The 20713-nt window shown below is 75.3% G+C and carries 16 protein-coding genes and 2 pseudogenes; 11 read left to right on the forward strand and 7 right to left on the reverse strand.

The features are described from left to right. Positions 1-46 precede the first annotated feature (46 nt). Positions 47-1807: an FG-GAP-like repeat-containing protein gene (locus tag LUW75_RS14840; protein ID WP_250336041.1), complete on the reverse strand. Its 1761-nt coding sequence runs from the start codon at positions 1805-1807 to the stop codon at positions 47-49. A gap of 892 nt (positions 1808-2699) precedes the next feature. Then, positions 2700-3155, reverse strand: coding sequence for an Lrp/AsnC family transcriptional regulator (locus LUW75_RS14845; protein ID WP_250336042.1), 456 nt, complete (start codon positions 3153-3155; stop codon positions 2700-2702). Between the two features lie 125 nt (positions 3156-3280). On the opposite strand from LUW75_RS14845, the gene LUW75_RS14850 reads away from it, so the two are divergent. Continuing rightward, positions 3281-4288: an asparaginase gene (locus LUW75_RS14850; protein ID WP_250336043.1), complete on the forward strand. Its 1008-nt coding sequence runs from the start codon at positions 3281-3283 to the stop codon at positions 4286-4288. A 184-nt stretch (positions 4289-4472) separates the two neighbouring features. Here the strand turns inward: LUW75_RS14850 and LUW75_RS14855 are convergent, their stop codons facing one another. Continuing rightward, positions 4473-5468 (reverse strand): trypsin-like serine peptidase, encoded by a 996-nt coding sequence (locus LUW75_RS14855; RefSeq protein WP_250336044.1) that lies wholly within the window; start codon positions 5466-5468, stop codon positions 4473-4475. Between the two features lie 160 nt (positions 5469-5628). After that, positions 5629-6114 carry a GNAT family N-acetyltransferase gene (locus LUW75_RS14860; protein ID WP_250336045.1) on the reverse strand — a complete coding sequence of 162 codons (486 nt, stop codon included), beginning with the start codon at positions 6112-6114 and terminating at the stop codon, positions 5629-5631. Between the two features lie 68 nt (positions 6115-6182). Between LUW75_RS14860 and LUW75_RS14865 the strand changes: the two genes are divergently transcribed. Next, positions 6183-6980: an exodeoxyribonuclease III gene (locus tag LUW75_RS14865; RefSeq protein ID WP_250336046.1), complete on the forward strand. Its 798-nt coding sequence runs from the start codon at positions 6183-6185 to the stop codon at positions 6978-6980. Positions 6981-7662: 682 nt separating this feature from the next. On the opposite strand, the gene LUW75_RS14870 is transcribed toward LUW75_RS14865, so the two are convergent. Beyond that, on the reverse strand, positions 7663-8370 hold the full coding sequence (locus LUW75_RS14870) for a MerR family transcriptional regulator (protein WP_250337678.1): 708 nt from the start codon (positions 8368-8370) through the stop codon (positions 7663-7665). A gap of 153 nt (positions 8371-8523) precedes the next feature. On the opposite strand from LUW75_RS14870, the pseudogene LUW75_RS14875 reads away from it, so the two are divergent. The 4 genes and pseudogenes from LUW75_RS14875 (at position 8524) to LUW75_RS14890 (ending at position 12183) form a co-directional block, all read left to right on the forward strand. Then, positions 8524-10069 (forward strand): annotated as a pseudogene (locus LUW75_RS14875) (flavin-containing monooxygenase). Positions 10070-10224: 155 nt separating this feature from the next. Further along, positions 10225-10995: pseudogene (locus tag LUW75_RS14880) on the forward strand (alpha/beta fold hydrolase); the annotation flags it as partial. After that, entirely contained in the window at positions 10992-11870 is an 879-nt protein-coding gene (locus LUW75_RS14885; RefSeq protein WP_250336047.1) for an SDR family oxidoreductase, read from the forward strand. The pseudogene LUW75_RS14880 and the gene LUW75_RS14885, both read left to right, overlap by 4 nt. A gap of 97 nt (positions 11871-11967) precedes the next feature. After that, positions 11968-12183 (forward strand): hypothetical protein, encoded by a 216-nt coding sequence (locus tag LUW75_RS14890; protein ID WP_250336048.1) that lies wholly within the window; start codon positions 11968-11970, stop codon positions 12181-12183. A 329-nt stretch (positions 12184-12512) separates the two neighbouring features. Here LUW75_RS14890 and LUW75_RS14895 read toward each other — a convergent pair whose 3' ends face one another. Beyond that, entirely contained in the window at positions 12513-13004 is a 492-nt protein-coding gene (locus LUW75_RS14895; protein WP_250336049.1) for a PLL family lectin, read from the reverse strand. Between the two features lie 257 nt (positions 13005-13261). Between LUW75_RS14895 and LUW75_RS14900 the strand changes: the two genes are divergently transcribed. From LUW75_RS14900 to LUW75_RS14915, 4 genes are all read left to right on the forward strand, one after another. Further along, positions 13262-14233: an AraC-like ligand-binding domain-containing protein gene (locus LUW75_RS14900; RefSeq protein ID WP_250336050.1), complete on the forward strand. Its 972-nt coding sequence runs from the start codon at positions 13262-13264 to the stop codon at positions 14231-14233. A 213-nt stretch (positions 14234-14446) separates the two neighbouring features. Beyond that, on the forward strand, positions 14447-15628 hold the full coding sequence (locus LUW75_RS14905; RefSeq protein ID WP_250336051.1) for a helix-turn-helix transcriptional regulator: 1182 nt from the start codon (positions 14447-14449) through the stop codon (positions 15626-15628). 78 nt (positions 15629-15706) lie between these two features. Beyond that, entirely contained in the window at positions 15707-15907 is a 201-nt protein-coding gene (locus LUW75_RS14910; protein WP_250336052.1) for a hypothetical protein, read from the forward strand. Further along, positions 15904-16137, forward strand: a complete 234-nt coding sequence (locus LUW75_RS14915; RefSeq protein ID WP_250336053.1) for a hypothetical protein — start codon at positions 15904-15906, stop codon at positions 16135-16137. Before LUW75_RS14910 ends, LUW75_RS14915 begins: the two co-directional genes overlap by 4 nt. 236 nt (positions 16138-16373) lie before the next feature. On the opposite strand, the gene LUW75_RS14920 is transcribed toward LUW75_RS14915, so the two are convergent. Further along, a complete protein-coding gene (locus LUW75_RS14920; protein WP_250336054.1) occupies positions 16374-19886 on the reverse strand; it encodes a S41 family peptidase in 3513 nt (1170 codons plus the stop codon). 144 nt (positions 19887-20030) lie between these two features. Between LUW75_RS14920 and LUW75_RS14925 the strand changes: the two genes are divergently transcribed. Beyond that, positions 20031-20618 (forward strand): TetR/AcrR family transcriptional regulator, encoded by a 588-nt coding sequence (locus tag LUW75_RS14925; RefSeq protein WP_462933738.1) that lies wholly within the window; start codon positions 20031-20033, stop codon positions 20616-20618. The last annotated feature ends 95 nt before the right edge of the window (positions 20619-20713 follow it).

A 20713-nucleotide genomic window follows, 5' to 3' on the forward strand; every position in this document is an offset into this window, starting at 1 on the left:
GTCCGACCGAGGCCGGACGGGGCTCCCGCTCGGGGCCCGGGACGGGTCAGTGGAGCTGGGTGTAGGTGTTCCAGCCCGTGCCGAGGCTCGTGCGGGTGGTGAAGGGGTTGGCCGTGCCCGTGTGGGTGGCGACGTAGCGGTAGAGCGTGCCGCCCGGCGTGACGGCCAGCAGGTCGGCGCGGCCGTCGCCGGTGACGTCGCCGGGGGCGACCAGCTTGGTGTACGCCTGCCAGCCGGTGCCGACCTTCACACGCGCCTTGAACGGGGCGCTCGCGTCGCCCGTGCCGGCGTACAGGTACAGCGTGCCGCCCGGGGTGCGGGCCAGCAGGTCGGCGCGGCCGTCGCCGGTGATGTCGCCCGCACCGACCAGGGCGTTGTAGACGCCCCAGCCGGAGCCGACGCCGGTGCGGCCCGCGAAGCCCTGGCCACGGCCGTCACCGCGGTACAGGTACAGCGTGCCGCCCGGGGTGCGGGCCAGCAGGTCGCCCTTGCCGTCGCCGCTCAGGTCGCCCGGACCGGTCAGGACGTTGAACGCCCCCCAGCCGCGGCCCAGCGAGATCACACCGGCGTCCTGGTAGTTGTACAGGGTGCCCTCGTAGACCTCCAGCAGGTCGGCTCTCCCGTCGGCGTTCAGGGAGCTGGGGAAGTACACGCGGGCGCCGGTCCAGCCGCCCAGTTCGCTGATCCGGACGCGCGAGGTGAACGTGCCGTTGTTGCGCGAGTGGTATGTGAACAGGGTGCCCTCCCGGTCGAGGCCGAGGATCTCGGCCTTGCCGGTCTGGGGGTTGCCGCCGGTGCCGACGATCAGCTCCGCGTTGTTCCAGCTGGAGTCGGCCCACTGGCTGCGCGCGGTGGGACGGCCCGTGGCGTCCGTGCCGTAGACGTACATCGCGCCGGCCGTGGTGCGGGCGAACAGCTCCGAGCGGCCGTCGCCGGTGATGTCGTCGAAGCTGGTCAGCTGGTTGTAGATGTGCCAGCCGGTGCCGACCTTCACGCGTGCCTTGAACGGGGCGGCGGCGTTGCCGGAGCCCGGGTAGAAGAACAGGTCGCCGTTCGGGGTGCGGGCGTACAGGTCGCCCAGGCCGTCCCCGTCCGCGTCGCTCACGCCGACCAGCTGGTCGTAGACGTGCCAGCCGGCGCCGACCCTCGTGCGCGCCTGGAGCGGGGCGCTGCCGCTGCGGTTGCCGCGGTACAGGTACAGCTCGCCGCCGGGCGCGCGGGCCAGTACGTCGACGGTGCCGTCACCGCTGACGTCGCCGGTCGACAGGACCTTGTTGTAGGTGTTCCAGCCGTTGCCGGTCCAGTAGGGGCTGGACGTGCCCGTGCCGCCGCTGTACGTCTCGCGGAACGCGAGGGTGCCGTACGGGGAGAGCGTCAGCACGTCGGCCGTGCCGTCGCCGGTGACGTCGCCGACCGGGACGACGTCCTTGAACTTCTCCCCCGGATCCCCGTACAGGCCGTACTCGGTGTCGGTGCCCGTCTCGGAACGCTTCAGGTAGTAGACGTCGTTGAGCCCGCGGTACAGCAGGTCGCTGACGCCGTCGCCGGTGAAGTCGTGGCGGGTCGGCGCCGCCGCGGCGCCCTCGGCCGTCTCCGACGACATGCGGGCGCGCTTCTTCGGCAACTGGCCCCGGGGCGCCTCGAAGTCGGGCGTGACCCGCTCGACCGGCGCGCGGTGCGCCGGGGCGCCGCCGTCGTCGGCGACGGCCGTGCCCGAGAGCAGCAGCCCGGAGGCGAGGACGAGAGCGGTGCACGAAGCGAGTCTGCGGGTACGCGCGTGTGCGCGGCCCGTGCGGTGGAACGCCATGCGGGACCCCCCCTGGGGTGAGTGATGAGAGGCCGCGAGCGCGGCGGGCGGCGCCCGGTGGGCGCACGCGCGGCTCGGCAGCGGACGGATCATACAGCCGTCCTTCGAACTCCTGTAGGGATTTGTTGGCACGTGGTCGCCTTCCGCGCGACGGCCTCCCGCACGGGGACCCCGAGCCACGGAGGATTCGCGTACGGAGCCGCGTACGGGGGTTGCGCGCCCGGGGCACCGGACGGCGTGCCCCACCACACGGAGCGCCGCGCACCGGGAATCGGGTACGGGGCCTTCCCGAGGGGACGCCGCACACGGCGGCCCCACGCGTGGCCGCTTCACGCGCGGGAGCCCCGCGCCCGGCCCCCGCACGAGGCACCGGCCGCGCCCCTCCGCTCCCGGCCGCCCACCCCCTTTCGGCCTGGTCGAGAGGCATCCGGGCTCTCGACGGACACGCTGCCGCACGACTCGGGCGACGCCGGCACACGCTGCGGCGCCCCACCCCCGACCCCACCGTCGGATCGGTGGCACCGCCCGCGCCGCCGTCGGGCGCACGGAACCACCGCCGAGGTGTGGCCGCAGCGTGGACGACGTGCGCGAGGAGCGAGGAGCGGTCCGCTTCGATCCCGTCGACGACGCTGTCGGGGACGGTGAGCGGGAGGTTTCGGCGAGAGCCGGATCGTCGTCCCCGCTCGTCGCCACGCCGACGTACGACGGAGGGTCGGGCGCGCTCCGTTCACCGGTGCTCTTCCCCCGGGGAACCCGCTTCGGAAATTCATCGGGACCACGCCCGGCCGATCCGGCGGGAGCTTCGCTCCTCCCCTGTCCGGCTTCGGGCAGGGGAGACGCTTCCGAACTCGAATGCGCGATGGCGGGCGGTCCACTTCGTGGAAGCGCGGCCCTACGGGTCGACCGGCAGGCCCGTCGGGCCCTTGACGCGCTTCATGATGATCTGGGAGTTGACCTCCGTGACCCCCGACAGGGCGGTCAGCTTCTCGATCCACAGCCGCTCGTACGCGCGCAGGTCCGCCACCGCGATCCGCAGCAGGCAGCCCGGGCTGCCGAACAGCCGGTACGCCTCGATGACGTCCGGGATGTCCTGGAGGGCCGCCTCGAACGCCTCCACCGCCTCGCGGTCCCGCTCCACCTCGATGGAGACCAGCACCTCGAAGCCCCGGTTCACCGCCTCCGGGGCGATCACCGCCCGATACCCCCGGATCACGCCCTCCTGCTCCAGTTGCCGCACCCGGCGCATGCAGGGGGACGGAGTCAGGCCGACCCGTGCGGCCAGTTCCTGGTTGCTCAGCCGGCCGTCCTTCTGAAGCTCGCGCAAGATAGCGCGGTCGATCGCGTCCACGGCGCAATCATCCGCCACAGAACAGGGTTGCCGCGGGTAAACAAGCGATCCTGTTGCGTCCGGACTCTCCTATCATTGCTCTTTCGAACACTTTGCCGCTGTACGTGAGGAAAGGTCGGGGCAGCGTGGGACGGATCGTCGTGGTCAGCACCGGCGGGACGATAGCGAGCCGCTGGCAGGGTTCCGGGTTCGCAGCCGAGGCGCACGGGCGGGAGGTCGTGGCGACGGCCGCCGTACCGGAGGGCGTCACCGTCGAGGTCGTCGACCTGTTCAGCGTCAACAGCCCCCGCCTCACCACCGCCCACCAGCTCACCCTGCTCCACACGGTGCACGGGGTCCTGGCCGACCCCGGCGTCGAGGGCGTCGTCGTCACCCACGGCACCGACACCCTGGAGGAGTCGGCGTTCCTCGTCGACCTCCACCACGGCGACCCGCGTCCGGTCGTCTTCACCGGGGCCCAGTCCCCCCTCGGCACCGAGGACGGGGACGGGCCGCGCAACCTCCACGACGCGCTGCTCACCGCCGCGCGCTGCCGCGGGCTGGGCGTCCTGATCGCCTTCGACGGCAAGGTCCACGCCGCGCGCGGCACGGTCAAGACGCACACCCTCGACGCCGACGCCTTCGCGGACCCGTCCGGTGCCCACCTCGGCAAGATCGGCTTCGGCAAGGTGTCCGTACTGCGACACCCGGAGCGGCCCGCCCCGCTCCCCCTGCCCGCCCGGCCCGGCACGCCGCCGCGCGTCGACATGGTGATGCACCACACCGACGGCGACCCGCTGCTGCTGAGGGCGGCCGTCGAGGCCGGCGCGCAGGGCCTCGTCCTCGTCGCCACCGGCGCCGGCAACGCCACGCCCGAGGTCGCCTCCGCCGTCGCCGAGGCCACCGCACGGGGGGTCCTCGTCGCCCTCACCACCCGGGTGCCGGCCGGACCCGTCTCCCAGATCTACACCCACGGCGGCGCCGTCGACCTCGTCGCCGCGGGCGCCGTCCCCACCGGGACGCTGCGCGCCGGGCAGGCCCGCGTCGCCGTCCTCGCCGCCCTCCTCGCCACCCCCGACGCCGCCGAGCGCGTACGGCTCCTGCGGCACGCCCTCGGCGACCCCGTACCGGCCGCGGTCCCGGCCCGGGTGTGACGCCGTACCGGCCGTGGCGTGACCCCGGCCGGGGCGCCCGCCGGACGCGCGCGGCGGGCCCGTCCCGCACCCGCGTACGGCGCCCGCCGCCCGCCGGCCGTACCGGCACGGGAGCGGCCCGCCCCCCGGCGGGGAGCGGGCCGCGGGCGGTACCGGCCGGAGCGGGCCGCGGGCGGACGGGGCGTCAGGAGGTCTGCGCCGTGTCGTACAGCGCCTGCGCCTCGTTGCCGAAGTACGGCCCGAACATGCGGTTGGGCAGGAACGTGTACCCGAAGCTGTTCACCGAGACCTGCAGCCCGGTCCCGGTGGCCTCGTCGAAGCCGGTGAACCAGGGGCCGCCGCTGGACCCGCCGGTCATGTCGCAGCCGAGGGCGTGGTCCTGCGAGAACAGGACGTCCTTGGAGGAGTTGCCGCTGCAGTAGACCAGTTCGGAGCCGTCGTACGGGGAGGCGGCCGGGAAGCCGAAGGCGTACATCGGCTTGTTGTAGCCGCCGTTGAACCGGATGCCCTGCGCACCGGTGACGTCCGTCAGCCTCCGGCCGTCGAGCGGGGCGACGACGGCGGCGCCGACGTCGTGGTTGACGTCCTCGCTCGCCTCCCACCGCGGGGTGGTGAGCGTCCTGGTCGCGGTCCACCGGCCGTAGGGCGCCCGCCCGTCGGCGTACGCGGGGACGAAGACCCAGTCGGTGTGCCAGGTGCCCTGGTACTTCACGCAGTGCCCCGCCGTCATGACGGTGGACTGGTTCTGGCTGGTCACCGCGTTGGCGGAGCAGGACGCGGCGCGGCCCTGGAAGGTGAAGAACACCCGTCCGGACGTCTTCACGACCGCGCCGCCGCCGGTCCAGGCGCCCCCGCCCTGCGGGAACGCCAGGGGCCCCGCGGCGCCGGCGGGCGCGGCCGTCGGGGCGACGGTCGTCGTCTCGCCGCCCGGCGCGGGCGCGGTGGCCCCGCCCCACTGGGCGAGGGCGGGGCGCGGGTCGAGCGGGACGGCGCCGCGCATCCGCTCGGCGGTCCAGAACCCGGCCGCGCGCCGCTGCTCGGCGGCCGGTACGACACGGGAGGCGGCCGCCGCGTCGCCTTCGGGAGCGGGGGCGGCCGCCGCCGGGGCGGCGGCCAGGGCGCCGGTGAGGAGGGCCGCCGCGGTGAACAGGGCGGCGGCGGGCGGGTGGTGGCGTCTCACACGGGTCTCCTTCCGCCGTGCCCGGGCGGTCGCTGACGGCCCCCGGGCAGAGGGGGCGGGATGACGAAGGGATGGGGTGCGGATCGCGGTACCGGATCGGACTGCGTGGCGCGGAGCACCGCGGTCCCGACAGGACCGTCAGGACCGCGTCACTGGTTGTTTACTGACCCGTCAGCGGTTTGGCGAAACAGCGGCTGTCCTCGTGATGGCGGTACAGGCCGAACTTCCCGCACGGCTCGTAGCCGCTGGACAGGTACAGCGCGATGGCCTCCGGCTGCCTGGTCCCCGTCTCCAGGACCATCCGCCGCCGCCCCGCCGCACGGGCGTCCTCCTCCAGGCGGGCCAGGACCCGCCGGGCCAGGCCCCGGCCGCGCACCTCGCGGACCACGTACATCCGCTTCAACTCGGCGTCGCCGTCCGCGTACCCCTCGCCGTCCTCGTCCATCGACCGCCAGCCGCCCGTCGCGACCGGACGCCCGCGCTCGTCGTACGCCATCAGGTAGAGGCCGCGCGGCGGCCGGAACATGGCCGGATCCAGAGGGGTCCCGTCCCCCTCGCCGCCGTACCGCTCGGCGTACTCGAGCTGTACCTCGTCGTTGAGCTTGACGGCGTCGGGGTGGTCGAACGGCATGGGCTGTATGATCATGCGGAGCATCGTACTTCTATGCGGAATGGGGCGGCGGGCCGCGCTTCGGTCTGTCGTATTGTGCCGGGATGCTCACTGTGACGACCGTCAATGTCAACGGCCTGCGCGCCGCCGCCAGGAAGGGGTTCGCGGAGTGGCTGGCCGGGACGGCCGCCGACGTCCTGTGCCTCCAGGAGGTGCGGGCCGAGGAGTCGCAGCTCCCCGGGGAGGTCGGGGCGCCCGACGGCTGGTACGCGGTACACGCCCCGGCCGCCGCCAAGGGGCGCGCGGGCGTGTCCCTCTACACCCGGCGCGAGCCGGACGCGGTGCGGGTCGGCTTCGGGGTGAGCGAGTTCGACGCGTCGGGCCGCTACCTGGAGGCCGACCTGCCGGGTCTCACGGTCGCCAGCCTCTACCTGCCGTCCGGCGAGGTCGGCACGGAGCGCCAGGAGGAGAAGGTCCGCTTCATGGACACCTTCCTGCCGTACCTGAAGGAGCTGGGGGAGCGCGCGGCGGCGGACGGCCGCGAGGTCCTCGTCTGCGGCGACTGGAACATCGCCCACCGGGAGGCCGACCTCAAGAACTGGCGGGCCAACCGCCGCAGCAGCGGTTTCCTGCCGGAGGAGCGGGCCTGGTTCGGCCGGGTCCTCGACGAGGCGGGATACGTCGACGTGGTCCGCGCCCTCCACCCGGACCGGGAAGGCCCGTACTCCTGGTGGTCCTACCGGGGCCGCGCCTTCGACAACGACTCGGGGTGGCGCATCGACTACCACCTGGCCACCCCGGGGCTGGCGGCCCGCGCGCTGAAGGCCCGGGTGGAGCGGGCCGAGACCCACGCGGCCCGCTGGTCGGACCACGCTCCGGTGACGGTGGTCTACGGCCCGTAGGCCCCGGGCGCCCGGGTGGTGCGGCGCCGGGGGCGCCCGAGGGGCGGGAGGCGGCGGCCCGCGTGCGGGCGGGGGCCGGCGGGCGGAAGCGGCGCGGTCGCCTGAGGCCGGGGGAGCGCGGAGTCGGGCCGGCGGGCGGTCACCCGGGAGGAACCGGCCGGAGCCCCGGCGGCCCCCGCGGCCGGGTCCCCTGCCGCGACCGGGCGGGTTCCGCGGCGCCGCGCGTGGTGGCCGGGTGCCGGGCGGGTTCCGGGTGCGGGGCCGGGCGGCCCCGCGGGGAGGGGCGGGGGCGACGTCCCTGTCCGGGGCCCGCCGTCTGAAGTATCGTACTGGTGGCGGAGCGTTACCACTCCGGTGCGCGCGGGTGGTCCCGCTCGCGGGGAAGCGCCGTTTCCGCACGACCGGCACCAGAGGGGCGCGATCTCCAGTGGTAGACGTTCATCCCCGCTCCGCCTTCGCGGGGGACGTGGTCCCGCGTCCCGGCGGGGGCGGTGGGGTTCGCGCGGTCGCCGTCCGCGAGCGGGGGCCGAGCCGCACGGCGGGTCGTGGACTCAAGCCCTCCGACCGTGCGAAGGAGGTCCGCCGCGCCCCGGGGCAGCGGGCGGCGCGGGGGCGGGCGCTGCGCAAGGGGCCGTACGGTCCGACGCGGGGCGGGCCGCCCCGGTCCTGCGGCGGTGGCCGCTCAGACGTCCCGGGCCGTACCGCCCGTGCCGTCGACGCCGGCCGCGTCGCCGGTGCCGGTCGTACCGGCCGCGTCGCCCCCGCCGGTGCCGCCGGTGCCGCGCAGGCGGCGGTCCAGCGCCATCGACAGCTCCGCGTCCACCGCGCTCCTGGCGAGCGGGCGCAGCCGGTTCGGGTCCCCGTCGCGCGCGTGGGCGTGCAGCAGGTCCGTGAACAGCCCCGCCAGCGCGTCCGCGTGGACCCGTACCTCCCGGGCGGCGGCGAGCACCGCCGCCAGCGGGACGCCGTTGCGCACCAGCGCCGACGACACGTCCAGCAGGCGCCGGCTGACGTGGACGATCTCCTCGCCGTCCGCCGCCAGGTAGCCCAGGTCCAGAGCGGCGGTGAGGTTCCCGGCGGTGACCTGGTCGCCGAAGTGGTCGGCCAGTTGCTCCGGGGTGAGCCGCACCGGCTCCTCCTCCGCGGACTCGCCGAGGCCCAGCACCTCGCCCACGTCCCGGCCGCTCTCGAAGGCGGCGGCCAGGTCCGCGATGCCGCTGAGGGTGTGGCCGCGCTCCAGCAGCGCCGCGATGGTGCGCAGCCGGGCCAGGTGGCGGGGGCCGTACCAGGCGATGCGGCCCTCGCGGCGCGGAGGCGGTATCAGCCCGCGCTCGCGGTAGAAGCGGAGCGTCCGGGGGGTGATGCCGGCCGCCTCGGCCAGCTCCTCCACGCGGTACTCACGGCCCTCGCCCTCGTTCGCCACACCGGCAAGCCTAGGCCGTACCGCCGGAGGCTTTCCCCGCACACCCTCTACCGCCGGGTAGGGAGCTGCTCTACCCTCCCGACAGTGCCAGTGGTTGCTGGCAGGATACCGGGAGGCGGCATGAGCGACCACGTGCGCGACCACGTACGAGTGGCGGTGATCGGATCCGGCTTCGGCGGCCTCGGCGCCGCCGTCCGGCTGCGCCGCGAGGGGATCACCGACTTCGTCGTCCTGGAGCGGGCCGGTGCGGTCGGCGGCACCTGGCGCGACAACAGCTACCCCGGCTGCGCCTGCGACGTCCCGTCGCACCTGTACTCGTTCTCGTTCGCGCCCAATCCCGACTGGCCCCGCACCTTCTCCGGGCAGCCGCACATCCGCGCCTACCTGGAGCGCGTCACCGACGACTTCGGGCTCCGCCCGCACCTGCGCCTGGGGCACGAGGTGCTGGCGGCGCGCTGGGACGCCGACGCGCTGCGCTGGGAGGTCGAGACCTCCCGGGGCGCCCTCACCGCCGACGTGGTCGTCTCCGCGACCGGGCCGCTGTCCGAGCCCAGGATCCCGGACGTCCCGGGCCTCGACGACTTCCGCGAGGCGGGCGGCGAGGTCTTCCACTCCGCCCGCTGGAACCACGACTACGACCTGGCCGGCAAGCGCGTCGCGGTGGTCGGCACCGGCGCCTCCGCCATCCAGATCGTCCCCGCCGTGCAGCCGCGGGTCGGCCGCCTCACCCTCTTCCAGCGCACCCCGCCGTGGGTCATGCCGCGCGCCGACCGCGCCGTCACCGGCGCCGAGCGCCGGCTCCACCGCCGGCTGCCGTTCACCGCCAGGGTCCGCCGGGGCGTGCTGTGGGGCGTCCGTGAGCTCCAGGTCGGCGCGTTCACCAAGCGGCCCGGGGCACTGGGCCCGGTCGAGGCGCTCGCCAGGTCCCACATGCGCCGCGCGGTCAAGGACCCCGCCCTGCGCGCCAAGCTGACCCCGTCGTACCGGATCGGCTGCAAGCGCATCCTGCTCTCCAACGACTACTATCCGGCCCTCGCCCGCCCGAACGTCGACGTCGTCGCCGCCGGGCTGGCCGAGGTGCGCGGCCGGACCGCCGTCGGCGCGGACGGCTCCGAGGCCGAGGTCGACGCGATCGTCTTCGGCACGGGCTTCCACGTCACCGACATGCCCATCGCCGACCGCGTCGTCGGCGCCGGGGGCGTCACGCTCGCCGAGGCGTGGAGGGACGGCATGGAGGGCGCTGCGCGGCGCGACCGCCGCCGGGTTCCCCAACTGGATCACGATCATCGGCCCCAACACCGGGCTCGGGAACTCCTCGATGATCCTCATGATCGAGTCCCAGCTGAACTACATGGCGGACTTCCTGCGCCGGCTGGACCTCCTCGGCGAGGGGCGGGCCCTCGCCCCCCGGCCGTCCGCCGTCGCCGCGTGGAACCGGCGCGTCCAGGCGCGGATGGAGCGCACGGTGTGGAAGTCCGGCGGCTGCGACAGCTGGTACCTGGACGCCGACGGCCGCAACACGACGCTGTGGCCGGGCACCACGGCGGAGTTCCGGCGGGAGACGCGCGCCGTGGACCTCGCCGAGTACGAGGTGGTGCGGGCGCCCGGGAGGGCCGCCGCCCCCGCCGGGAAGGCCCGCGGCGGCCGCGGGGAGGTCGCGCCGTGACCCCCGGCCCGCGCGCGAGCGCCCCCCGCGCCCCGGCCGTCGTCTCCGCCGACGGCCACCGCCTGCACGTCGAGGTGCACGGTCCTGAGGGCGCGCCCGCCGTCGTCCTGGTCCACGGCTGGACCTGCTCCGCCGGCTTCTGGACCGCCCAGGTGCGGGAACTCGCCGCCGACCACCGCGTCGTCGTCTACGACCAGCGCGGCCACGGCGCCACCCCGCCCCCCGCGGACCCCTCCGGCTACTCGACGCGGGCCCTCGCCGACGATCTGGAGGCGGTCCTCGCCGCCACGCTCGCCCCGGGCGAGAAGGCCGTGCTGGCCGGGCACTCCATGGGCGGCATGACGCTGATGGCCGCCGCCGGGCGCCCCGCCCTGCGGGAGCACGCCGCCGCCGTCCTGCTGTGCAGCACGGGCGCGTCCCGGCTGGTCCCCGAGTGCCTCGCCCTGCCGCTGCGCGCCGGGGCCCTGCGCACCCGGATCACCGGTGCGATCCTCGGCGCCCGCGCCCCGCTCGGGCCGGTCACGGCGGTGTCGAAGGCGCTCCTGAAGTACGTCACGATGGGCCCCGGCACGGCGCCGGACCGGGTCGCGGAGTGCGCCCGCATCGTGCACGCCTGCCCGCGCGCCGTGCGCGTCGCCTGGTCGCAGGTGCTGAGCGGACTCGACCTGCGGACCGGCGTGCGGGAGCTGGACGCGCCCACGGCGATCGTCGTCGGCGCCGCCGACCGGCTCACCCCGCCGGTCCACGCCCGCGCGCTGGCCGCCGCGCTGCCTCGGTGCCTCGGGCTGGAAGTCCTGCCCGGCATCGGCCACATGACGCCCGTCGAGGCGCCCGAGGCCGTCACGGCGCGACTGCGCGAACTGGCCGCGACGTACCTGGACGGCGGCGCCGGCCGCGGTGACGAGAGAAAAGAGGAAGCCGTATGAACAACAGCCTCCAAGGACGGGTCGTCGTCGTCACCGGCGGCGCGCGCGGCATCGGCGCGCTGCTGGCCCGCAGACTCTCCGCGCGCGGGGCGCGGATCGCCCTGGTGGGTCTCGAACCGGACGAGCTGAAGCGGGTGTCGGAGCAACTGCCCGCCGGCGGCGGCTGGTGGCACGCGGACGTCACCGACCACGAGACGATGACGCGGGTCGCGGTCGAGGTGAAGGAGCGCTTCGGCAGGGTGGACGTCGTCGTCGCCAACGCCGGTGTGGCGACGGGCGGTCCGTTCGAGGACTCCGACCCGGACACCTGGCGGCGCGTGATCGAGGTCAACCTCGTCGGAGGCGCCGTCACCGCGCGGGCCTTCCTGCCCGCGCTCCTGGAGAGCCGCGGGTACCTCCTCCAGATCGCGTCGCTCGCCGCCATCACGCCGACGCCCATGATGACGGCGTACTGCGCCTCCAAGTCGGGGGTGGAGGCGTTCGCGCACTGCCTGCGCGCCGAGGTCGCCCACCGGGGCGTCCGGGTCGGCGTCTGCTACCTGTCGTGGACCGACACCGACATGGTGCGCGGCGCCGACCAGGACGACACGATGCGGGAGTTGAGGCGCAGGCTGCCGTGGCCGGCGAACCGCACGTACCCGCTGGGCCCGGCCGTCGACCGGATCGTCGCCGGCGTCGAGCGGCGCTCCGCGCACGTGTACGCCCAGGGGTGGCTGCGCGGCGTGCAGCCTGTGCGGGGCTGGCTGCCGGGGGTCGTCGCGGCCGCGGGCCGGCGGGAGATGCGGCGCTTCGGGTCCCGTCCGGCGAACGCGTCCAAGGGGCTGGTGGGTGCGGGCGGTGCCGCCGACGAGCGGGCGCGTGCGGAGCGTGACTGACCGAAATGCGTGGGATGTCCGCTCGTGCCAGTCTGGTCGGCGCGGGGCCGCTCACGGCTCCGCGTTCCCCCCACCCCGTGTAGGAGTGAAACCCGGTATGGGCATCTCTGACCAGTTCGAGGACAAGGCCGAGCACATGCGGCAGCAGGGCGGGCAGCACGCCCGGGGCATGAAGGACGAGGCGCGGCAGCGCATGCAGCAGCGCAAGGGCAGGCAGCAGGACCAGTCCGGACGCGGCCGCCCGATGGACCGCGACCAGGACGAGACGATGCGCGACGGGCAGGGCGTGATGGACGACGAGTACGAGGTCTGACACCGCCGCCCCCCTTCCGCCGTGCCCCGGGCGGCCCGCGCCGCCCGGGGCACGCGCGCGTGCGGCCGCGCACGCCCGTGGCGCCGGAGAGGCGCCCGGCGTGCGACCGCCGCGCGCGTGCGGCGGCCCCGTCCCGTCGGCCGCCCCGCCCCGGCCGCGTTCGCCGCACCCGCCCGGCCCGCCCTCCGGCGGACCGGGCCGACCGCCCGGCCGCGGACCCCCGCCCTCCACCCGACCGCCCCGCCCCGGTCCTGCCGGGTCGGGGCGGGGCGGTCTACGGCCGGGACGGCCGGGGCCCGGTGGTTCCGGGCCCCGTCACGCCTGGCCGATCAGTACTTGTTGAGGCGCCAGCCGCTCCACTTGCCGTTCGCCTCGCGCTCCTTGTAGTAGCGCTTGCTGTTGGAGCCGATGCACGTGATGGCGAAGTTCCACTTGTTCTTGCCGACCCACGCCATCCCGATCGACCCCTGGCCCGGCTTGATGCACGTGCCCCCCAGCGACGTCCACTTGCTGACGCCGCCCTTGGGCGAGGACCAGCGGCTGTAGGCCTGCTTGTTCGTACCGATGACGAACACCTGGAAGTGCCCGTTGGGCAGCTTGTGCTTCAGCTGGCTGTTGCAGTAGAAGGTGCCGCCCCACTTGGTGTACGTGCACCAGCTGCCGCTCTTCTTGGTGACCCCCGGGTCCGGAACCGCGGCCGCCACCGCCCCGGCGCGCGTAGCGTCCTCCGCTGCCGGCGCCGCCTGGGCGGCGGCGGTCATCCCCGTCATCATGACCGCGCTCGAGACCAGCGCGGCGGCCAGCCGGGTGTGTCGCATCATGCCTCCTGAGTCATGGTCGGTCGGTGCACGCGGTGGACGCGCCGTGCCACCACACCGCACCGGTCACGCAGGTGGTTCCCCGGCACGGCGCCTCGCGTGCAGTCCCAGGCTGCCGTCCGAAAGCCGTTCCGTCATGAGCGAACAGCGCACTCCGATTGGCGTACGGCGCACTTCCGGCGGCACCTTCCCGGCCGGAAGCTGGTGGGAGACCGAGCTTCGTGCCGGCCCCGCGGCGCCGGCGCAGGGGGAGAAGAACCGTGTTGACGACAGTCCTGGACACCGACGACTTGCCGCCCGCCGACAGGACGGCCGCCTGGGAGGAGGCCACCGCCCGGGCCCTGTTGACCACCAGCCACAAGTTCCCCGACCCGGAGAACTTCGGCGCGCGTCTCCACACCGTGACGCTGGGACCCGCCCAGCTCTCCGACGTGTCCTACACCTCGCTGGTCTCGCAGCGCACGCCCCGGCTCATCCGACGGTCCGATCCCGAGTTCTACCAGGTCGCGTTGGCGACCGTGGGGCAGCAGGGCATGGAATACGCGGGGCACCGGACCGCTGTCGGCGCGGGCGACATCGTGCTGTACGACAGCTCACGCCCCTTCACCGCCACCGCCGGACCGGCCGGAAGCACCTCGCACTGCCTGCTGTTGCAGTTCCCCAGGTCCCTGATGCCCCTGCCCGACAAGGTGGTCGCCCCGCTGTGCGGCACCACCCTGGACGGTGCCCGGGGCACGGGCCTCGTGTTCCGCCGGACGCTGACCGGACTGATCGACGCCCACGACCGGATCGGCCCCGGCGACCGCGTCAGACTCGGCCACACGGCCGTCGACCTCGCGGCGGCGGTGATCGCCCAGCACGCGGAGCGATCCGCGCTCCTGCCTCCCGAAACCCGCCAGCAGGCGCTGTTCCAGGAGGCCACGAGGTTCATCACGCTGCGCCCGGGCGACCCCGACCTCAAGCCCGCCGCCATCGCCGCGGCCCACTTCGTCTCGACCCGCTACCTCCACCGCGTCTTCCAGCGCAACGGCACCACGGTGAACGGGTTCATCCGGCAGGCGAGGATCTCCCGCTGCCGGAGGGACCTCGCGGACCCCTCGCTCCACGCCGCGCCGGTCGCGGCGATCGGCGCCCGCTGGGGCTTCACCCGGCCCTCGGACTTCACCCGGGCCTTCCGGGCCGCGACCGGCATGACCCCCGGCGAGTACCGGGCCGCCGCACGCGGGTCCTGAGCGGCACCCGCGGGTTCGGTCCACCGGCGCCGGAACGGTGACACCCCGGCAAGAACGCAAGTTCCGTGCCTCGTTCGACCCGCGCGACGCCACACACCTCTGCCGGGCAGCCGACCAGGCTGCTCGCGCAGCGAATCACCGGTCCGCCGTGCAGGTGCGGTGCGTCGGACGGCGCCGTGCCGGGAGGGGCGTCGCGCGCGTACTCTCGGCCTCATGCCTGCCAACTTGGGTGACCGGCTCAGGGACGTGCGGAAGCGTCGGGGAATGACACGGCAGGGGCTCGCACGCGAGTCCGGCGTCTCCGTGTCGCTGATCCGGAAACTGGAGCAGGGCGAGCGGTACGACGCGCGTCTGGAGACCGTGCGCAGGCTCGCGGCCACCCTCCGGGTGCCCACCTCGCGCCTCGTGGCGGACGCGGCCGAGGAGGGCGCGGGCGCCGCCGTCCTCGACGCCTGGGCGCCCGTCAGGGAGGCGCTCACCGCTCCGGTCGGCGATGCGGCCGAACTGGACGAACCCCCCACCGTGCAGGGGGTGCGCGCCGCGCTCGGCGCCGCCGTGCCCCTGTTCTCGGGCGGCCGGTTCGCGGAACTGCGCGCGGTCCTGCCCGCCCTGCTGCGCGACGCCGACGTCCTGGCCGGGCTCGACCCGGAGGGGCGCGCCCTGCGCGTACGCCTCCTGCAGCTCACCGGCTGGCTCCTCACGCAGACCCGCCAGTTCGAAGCCGCCGAGTGGTCGCTCGGGGCCGCACTGGAGGGCTCGGCGGACCGGCTGCAGGGCGCGTCGACCGTCAACACGATGTGCTGGCTCCTGCTGCGGCAGGGCAGGCTCGGCGAGGCACGGGCGCTCGCCGTCCGGTGGGCCGACGAGACGGAACCCCGCCTGTCACGGGCGACGCCGGACGAACTGAGCGCCTGGGGCTGGTTGCTGCTGCGCCTGTCGGCCGCCGCCGTGCGGGACAACAGGTCCGGGGAGGCCGAGGACGCGCTGCGGCTGTCCCACGCGGCCGCTGTCGCGCTGGGCGGGGAGTTCGCTCCGGACGGGGACTTCCTCCGGGCGTTCGGGCCTGTCACCGTGGCCCTCAAGCGGGCGGAGAACGCCATGGTCATGGACCGCCCGGACGTGGTGCTGGAGCTGGCGGCCAGGATTCCCGCGGGAGGCATGCGCCCCACCTCCGACAACCGCAACCGCCATCTGCTCGACGTGGCCAACGCGTACACGATGACCCGGCAGTACGGACCGGCCGTCGAGACGCTGGCGGCCGTCCGCGGCGCCGCCCCCCAGTGGCTGCCGAACCAGCGGTACGCCCGCGACATCCTGGGGCGCATCGTCGCCGGGCGGCGGACCCTGACCGAGTCGATGCGCTCCCTCGCCGACACGGTGGGGCTCCCCGTGTGACACTGCGTGGCACAACCCGCCGATCACCGAAGGAACTGCCATTGCCCCCGGTCAGCGGTGTGCCTAGCGTCGGTGGGCGTGAACAGCAAACCCACACCTTTCAGTACGCCCCCGGCCGGACCGCCCCTGTGGCCCTCCCCGCCTCCCGTCCCCGTCGAGGGATGCGCCGACTGCGCCGAACTGGCCGCCTCACGGGGGCGGGCCCGGGAGCGGGGGGACCTGTCGGCCGTCTCCGACTGCGACGTCCTGCTGCGCCGGCACCGGGACGGGCACCGGTGAGCCGGTGGGGCGGCGGGCGGCCGGTGCCGGACGGCGGGCGCGAGGGCGGTGGGCGGCCGGTGCCGGACGGGGAGGGGCGGCCGGTGCTGACCCTGCGGGTGTCGCGGGACGGCGGGCGCACCTGGGGGGAGCGCACGGTCGTCCGCAGCCGCGAGAAGCTCGCCCCGCCGCACTCCTCCGTCTGGCCGCCCTGCCGCTGCCCGAAGTGCCGGCCCGCCGGTCACCCCTGACGGAGGCGTGCCGCACGGGCCGCGGCGGTCTCGTCGACCGGGCCCGCGGCTGCCGCGGCCGCTGCCCGCGGTACGCGCCGCGCGACGCGAAGCGGCTCGGGGGCCCCGTGGCGCGGCGCAGCGCGGGCCCCGGGTCGCGGGCGCGGCGGGGTGCCCGGACGAGTGGGCCCGGGTGCCGCGGGGTGGGCGTCGGCCCGACGGGGCGACCGGTCCGGCCGGTGTGTGCCGTCGCGTGGTCACGGCCTCGGCGGCAGGGGCGGGCGGGAGAGGTCCGGGGCGGCCGAGTAGTCCGGGGGACTGGACGGGGGGTTCTTCCTCAGCAGCTCCAGCGCCAGTTCCACCGCGTCCGCGAGCTGGCGGTGGCGGCCCTCCGCCCAGTCCAGGGGGGTGCGCTCGATCTCGATGTCCGGCTCCACGCCGTGGTTCTCCACGCCCCACCCGTACGCCTCGAACCACGCCGCGTTCATCGGCACCGTGATCACCGTCCCGTCGCCCAGCCGGTGGCGGCCCGTCATGCCGACCACGCCGCCCCAGGTGCGCTGCCCGACGACCGGGCCGAGGCCCTGCAGCTTGAACACCGCCGTGATCATGTCGCCGTCCGACGACGTGGCCTCGTCCGCGAGCGCGACGACCGGGCCGCGCGGCGAGTTCGACGCGTACGACACGGGCTGGGCGTTGCGCGTGAGGTCCCAGCCCAGGATGCGGCGGGTCAGCTTCTCGACGACCAGTTCGCTGATGTGCCCGCCCGCGTTGCCGCGCACGTCCACGATGAGCGCCGGCCGCGACACCTCCAGCCGCAGGTCCCGGTTGAACTGCGCCCACCCCGAGCCGCCCATGTCCGGGATGTGCAGGTAGCCGCACCGCCCGTCGCTCAGCTCCCGTACGACCTCGCGGCGCTTGGCCACCCAGTCCTGGTACCGCAGCGGCCGCTCGTCGATCAGCGGCACCACCGCCACCCGCCGCGGCCGGCCCGCCTCCCCGTCCGCCGGGCCGAAGGTCAGCTCCACCGTGGTCCCGCCCGCCGCCGCGAGCAGCGGGTACGGCCCGGTCACCGGGTCCACCGGCCGCCCGTCCACGTGCGTGAGGACCGCACCCTCCCGGATGCCCGTGCCGGCCAGCGGGGACCGCGCCCGGGAGTCGGAGGAGTCGCCCGCCAGGATGCGCCCGACCACCCACCTGCCGTCCCGGCAGACGAGGTTGGCGCCGAGCAGCCCCACCGCCCGCTGGTAGTGCGGCGGGCCCTCGTTGCGCCGCGCGGGCGTGACGTACGCGTGCGACGTGCCCAGCTCGCCGAGGGTCTCCCGCAGCAGGTCGGCGAACTCGTCCGGCGACGCCACCCGTTCGACCAGCGGCCGGTACTGGTCCAGCACCCCGTCCCAGTCGATGCCCGCCATGCCGGGCTCCCAGAAGTGGGCGCGCGTGATGCGGCCCGCCTCGTCGTACGCCTGCCGCCACTCGGCGCCCGGGTCCACCTCGTGCTGGATGCGCCGCGCGTCCACGTACACCGTCGTGTCCAGGTCGCCCGTCTCGGTCGCCGGGACGGCCCGCAGCTCGCCCTCGTCGACCACGACCAGCCGCGTCCCGTCACCGCTCACCGCGAACCAGTCCAGGTGGGCGACCAGCTCCGACCTGCGCGCCTTGGTGAGGTTGAAGTGCTCCAGCGTGGGCCGCTCCGAGGGGTCGGACGGGTTGACGAACGTCTCGCCCAGCGCGCCCGAGATCGGCCACCGCAGCCACACCAGCCCGCCGCCGCTCACCGGGCGCAGCGACGAGTACTTCGACGCCGCCACCGGGAACGGCGTCACCCGGCTCTCCAGGCCCTCCACCTCGACCAGCACGGTCCCGTCGCCCGTCGGCCCGTCCTCGTCCGGGTCCAGTCCCCCCGCCGCCGGGCGCCCCTCCGGGGAGAGCGCGAACGGCGAGGGCGTCGTGGACGCCAGCGGTACGAGGTAGGGGCGGCAGCCCAGCGGGAACGACAGGTCCCCGGTGTGCACGTCGTACACGGGGTCGAAGCCGCGCCACGACAGGAACGCCAGGTAGCGGCCGTCCCGGGTGAACACCGGGCTCTCGTCCTCGAAGCGGCCGTTGGTGACGTCGACGACCGTCCGGTCCTTGATGCGGGCCATCTTGATCTGCCGCAGCGACCGGCCGATGAACGGGTGCGACCAGGTCAGCCACGCCCCGTCCGGTGAGAACGCCAGGTCGCGCACGGGGCCGTTGTCCGAGCGGACCAGCTCCGTGACCGGGCCCTCGCCGTCCGGGACGGGTACCGGGCCCCCCGCCTCCGCCGGGTCCTCCGTACCGGTCGCGTCCGCCTCGGCCGGGTCCTCCGTACCGTCCGCGTCGGCCGGAGCCTTCGCGGCTCCCGCTCCGGCCGGGCCCTGCGCGTCCGCCTCGGCCGGGTCCTTCGTGCCGGCCGCGTCCGCCTGCGCCGCGTCCGCCTCCGCCGGTCCCGTCAGCCGCCTCAGCCGGCTCCGCGGCGGCGGGGGCCCGGCGCCGTCCGCCTCGTCCACGGCCTCCTCCGACACGTCCAGCAGCAGCAGCCGCCCGTCGTGCGACGCGATGGCGAGCCGCTCCCCGTCCGGGTCGGAGACCATCTCCAGTACGCGGCCCAGCCGGCCGGCGGCGAGGCGGCGGGGCGGGCGCTGGCCGCTGGCGCGCGGCAGGTAGGCGATCTCGACGGCGTCCTCGCCCTCCGCGTCCGTCACGTACGCGACGCGCCCGCCGTCCAGCATCTCCGGCAGCCGCACCCGCACCCCCGGCGTGTCGGCGAGCGACCGGGCCGGCCCGTCGCGGTGCGTGAGCCAGTACAGGCTGCCGCGCACGCAGACGGCGCTGGCCCGGCCGGTCTCGTCGACGGCCACCGCCTGGAGGTGCTGGGCGGCCGGCACCTGGTACGGGCGCCGCCCGGCGCGCGGCCCGCCGAGCCGTACCGCCAGCTTCCGGGGCCGCGCGTCGGGGGCCAGGTCGTCCACCATCCACAGGTCGCCGGCGCACTGGTAGACCACGCGGTGTCCGTCGGAGGAGGCGTGCCGGGCGTAGAAGGCGTCGTGGTCGGTGTGGCGCCGCAGGTCGGAGCCGTCGGGCAGGCACGAGTAGAGGTTGCCGACGCCCTCGTGGTCGGAGAGGAACGCGATCCGGCCGCCCACGAACATCGCGCAGTCCAGGTGGCCGCCGAGGTCGGGCAGCAGCCGTTCGCCGTGGAGCCACAGCCTCCCGGTCGCCCCGCCCCGGTACCGCTTCCAGGCGGCCGGCTCGTGCGGCGGCTTCCCGGTCAGCAGCAGCGTGCGGTGCTCCCCGTCGACGTCGGCGACCTGGATGTCGGCGCACGGCCCCCACGGGAGGCGCCGGCCGGGGCTGCCGTCGACGGAGACCTTGTACGCCCAGGAGAAGTGGGAGAACGGCTGGCCGTGCGACGCGACCGCCAGGATGTTGCCGTCGGGGTCCCAGCCGCAGACGCGGGTGTCCAGCGACCCCCAGTAGGACAGGCGGCGCGCCGGGCCGCCGTCGACCGGCAGGAGGTGGACCTCCGGGTCGAGACTGCGCCAACTCGTGTACGCGATGTGCCGGCCGTCCGGCGAGAAGCGGGGGTGCCCGACCCTCGTCCGGTCGACGGTGAGCCGCCAGGCGCGGCCGGGGGACCCGCCCCCGGGGACGAGCGGGGCGATCCAGAGGTCGTCCTCGGCCGCGAAGCACAGCAGGTCGTCGTGGACGTGGGGATACCGGAGGTACGCGCCGTCGCTGCTCACCCCCCCCATGCTTTCCGCGCGGCCGGGGGGTGGCAACTCGACCGGCGTACGGTCACGCGTCCGTGACGCAGCCCACGTGCGGAACGGTCCGGTCCGGCCGACGGGCTGTCCTAGGCTTGAGGTGTACGAAACCGTTTCGTTCGGATGGATGCGCCCGTGGCCCGCAGCAGACTCACCCCGGAACGCGAGTCGGAGCTGTACGAGACCGTCATCGACCTCCTCGGCGAGGTCGGCTACGACGGGCTCACCATGGACGCCATCGCCGCCCGCACGCGCTCCAGCAAGGCCACCCTCTACCGCCAGTGGGGGAGCAAGCCGCAGCTGGTCGCCCAGTCGCTGCGGCACCACAGGCCCGTGGAGCTCGCGGAGATCGACACCGGGTCGCTCCGGGGCGACCTCCACGAGATGGTCGGGCGCTCCGACGACTGCCGTCTGGCGAAGGACTCCGCGATGGTGCGGGGCCTCGCCCACGCCGTCGGCGGGAACCCCGAACTCCACCGGGCGCTGCGCGAGCTGCTGGTCGAACCCGAGGTGACCGGGCTCGACCGGATCCTGCGCCGCGCGGTGGAACGGGGCGAGGTCTCCGCCGGCAACCCGGCGCTCGACCTGGTCCCGCACCTGATGATCGCCGTCTTCGTCTCCCGCTCCCTCATCGAGGAACGGCCGGTCGACCAGGCGTACCTCGCCACCTACGTGGACGCCGTCGTGCTCCCCGCACTCGGCGCCCCCTGACCCGTCCGCCCCGGCGGGGGCGGACCGCTCCGGGCCGACGGCCCCCGGCACTCCCCGGCCGGGACCGCGCCGCCGCCCGGGGCCGCACCACCTGA

Source organism: Streptomyces sp. MRC013, from assembly GCF_023614235.1.
Classification (GTDB): domain Bacteria; phylum Actinomycetota; class Actinomycetes; order Streptomycetales; family Streptomycetaceae; genus Streptomyces.

Coding starts and splice junctions, on each gene's coding strand:
- LUW75_RS14840 (WP_250336041.1), bottom strand. CDS start 1,807: ATGGCGTTCCACCGCACGGGCCGCGCACACGCGCGTACCCGCAGACTC.
- LUW75_RS14860 (WP_250336045.1), bottom strand. CDS start 6,114: ATGATCATACAGCCCATGCCGTTCGACCACCCCGACGCCGTCAAGCTC.
- LUW75_RS14865 (WP_250336046.1), top strand. CDS start 6,183: ATGCTCACTGTGACGACCGTCAATGTCAACGGCCTGCGCGCCGCCGCC.
- LUW75_RS14885 (WP_250336047.1), top strand. CDS start 10,992: ATGAACAACAGCCTCCAAGGACGGGTCGTCGTCGTCACCGGCGGCGCG.
- LUW75_RS14890 (WP_250336048.1), top strand. CDS start 11,968: ATGGGCATCTCTGACCAGTTCGAGGACAAGGCCGAGCACATGCGGCAG.
- LUW75_RS14895 (WP_250336049.1), bottom strand. CDS start 13,004: ATGATGCGACACACCCGGCTGGCCGCCGCGCTGGTCTCGAGCGCGGTC.
- LUW75_RS14905 (WP_250336051.1), top strand. CDS start 14,447: ATGCCTGCCAACTTGGGTGACCGGCTCAGGGACGTGCGGAAGCGTCGG.
- LUW75_RS14925 (WP_462933738.1), top strand. CDS start 20,031: ATGGATGCGCCCGTGGCCCGCAGCAGACTCACCCCGGAACGCGAGTCG.